Origin of the sequence: Rhizobium sp. RSm-3 (assembly GCF_001854685.1) — a bacterium.
Lineage (GTDB): Bacteria > Pseudomonadota > Alphaproteobacteria > Rhizobiales > Rhizobiaceae > Rhizobium > Rhizobium ecuadorense.
In genome coordinates this window covers 1-2,123 of record NZ_MAWZ01000051.1, presented here as the reverse complement: position 1 = coordinate 2,123, position 2,123 = coordinate 1, and the positions used below count along the sequence as shown (strand labels likewise).

General features: G+C 58.0%; 1 protein-coding gene and 1 pseudogene. Both read right to left on the bottom strand.

Features of this window, described 5'->3' with window-relative positions; all coding sequences use genetic code 11:
• Positions 1-133: 133 nt before the first annotated feature.
• On the bottom strand, positions 134-268 hold the full coding sequence (locus BBJ66_RS35700) for a hypothetical protein (RefSeq protein WP_258155573.1): 135 nt from the start codon (positions 266-268) through the stop codon (positions 134-136).
• A gap of 480 nt (positions 269-748) precedes the next feature.
• Positions 749-1,931 (bottom strand): annotated as a pseudogene (locus tag BBJ66_RS27120) (transposase).
• Positions 1,932-2,123: the final 192 nt, after the last annotated feature.

The following is a 2,123-nucleotide window of genomic DNA, read 5'->3' as shown; positions in this document are numbered from 1 at the left end:
ACTTCGCGAGAATCGTCATCGCGCGGCTGGTTCCGTCTTGGGTACATCGATGCCGGTCCTCCGGAAATTCAAATTTGGAACCTCGATCCTAATGCCYGCCGACCGCCGCCCAGCATGCTAAAGCCAGATCCAATCATGCCCTCAAGGCATGGCCGAACACCATATGGCGACGGCTTGCCGACAATCGTCTGCACTCGACCATCAGGCCGACACAGAGGCTCGCCAGCTTGCCGCTTGCCATGCGGAGCCCGCTAAAATTGGCCTTCATTTAAGCAGTTCGAGTGATGTGTTGGACATGCAGCGTGAAGGGTGCCGTCAGAATTTCCGATTCCAACCAATCTTTCCGCCGGCCTTTCTGATTTCGCCGCCTCAGGCAACGGAACCATTGCGGTGTAGCTGCTTGCAGAACCCGTTGCACGCCTGATAGTTATGCGACCTATGGGGCGGCGATCAGGATGAGACGCCGTATTGCCTCACCCAAGAGTGTTCCCGGAGAATAATGTCGTTGGCTCACTCGATGTTTTCGAATGCCTCACGGGTTGTTCCGATCGTATCCCCGCACCTGGTGCAGGTGACGGAGGTAGCGAAGCCGCTCGCGAGCGCGCCTCTCAATAGCGCTGTAGCGAGCGGGCGGCTTCGCGGGCGGTCATCATGTTTTCCGGTGGGGTCGGTTGTCGAAGGCCAACCTGGCGGTAAGAGCGCGGATGACGATCCTGTATTGTTCGGTAATGATCTCACTGCCCGACCTCTATACTTTCCGTCTGCCGCGCGGCATCGGCGAATGGCCCGAACACCAGCGCATGGCCTGTGTACTGCGCCAGATTTTCATTCGGCGCTGCACGGTCCGAATGAGGCCGTCGGGATACACGCCGGGGCATTTGACCTGCAAGCGTTCAAGCAACTCTCGCGAAGTTCGCCAAGGCTCCGCCTCGAACCATTCCTCGAGTTCGGCAGTGACGGCGAGTAGAGGATCGGGCCTCCGCCGCTCTCGCTTGGCCGCTGGCTTGGAGCTGGCAGTCGGTTTCACTTCACCACCACGCCAAGCAATCCGTAAGCCAGAAAGAAAGTCTTCGAGCGTCAGGTACATCGCCTTGAGCCAAAGGCATGTATCCTCCGGCGTGCGTGGGTCGTCAAGCAGCCGCTGGAAGAGTGTGGCAGGACGATGATAGCGCTTGATCACCTTGGCTCCGTCACGGTGCTTTTCTTTCAGCTTGAATGATGGCTGAAAGAAATTCACGAACAACCGCATTGACGAATAAAGCTTGGCCAGCTCCCGAGTGGCTCGCAGCCCCTCGAAGCGTCGGTATCCAACGATCTTGCGCACGATTGCGCCATTCTTCTGCTCGACAAATGCCTGATCATTCTTTCGGTAAGGGCGGCAACGGGTAAGTTCGATATTATCGCGCAAGCAATACTCATGAACACTCTCGTTCATGAACACACTGTCGTTATCGGTGTCGAAGCCCAGCAGCGGGAACGGCAGCAACTTGCGCAGTTCGGCCAACGCAGTGATCAGTACCGTTTGCTCGCGAACCATCCTTGAGGACCCGATCAATCGTCGCTGGGCTCATCGTCAAGAGTCGCCGGCGCGTCTCGCTATTCATATCGCCGTGTCCATGACGTTCCATCGCTTCGATTAGTGTTGGCAACAGGGGGTGTAGTCGCTTGCCGCAAATTCGATCCGACGCCTCCCAAACAACGACGAGCGCTGCCCGCACGTCGTCGCCGTAAACCCGGCGCCCTGGCCGAGGACCACCCTTCGCCGGTTTGCGTTCTCCTCGCAGCAGTCGCATCGCATGCTTGCGATGAAAGCCCGTGAGCGCCACGAACTCGTCTAACATCCTCGCCTTCTCGGCCCGCCCGCCTAACACATAGCGACAACTGATCGCTGCCACCAATTCCGCACGTGTCGCCATGCTGACCTTCCTCATCACAGCTCCCGAGGTTGATTCGGCGGGAGCAATTTAGATGAGGCAATAACCCATTCTCAGGGAGCAGTTCAGGCGAGGCAATGCGCGCGACAAACTGGCGGTGCCTTTGATTGTCGCGAATGAGGCTGGCCTGCCGCGCCGGCGTTTGACCCCCATGGGTGGAACGTCGTCGATAGCTTTCAACGTTCATTT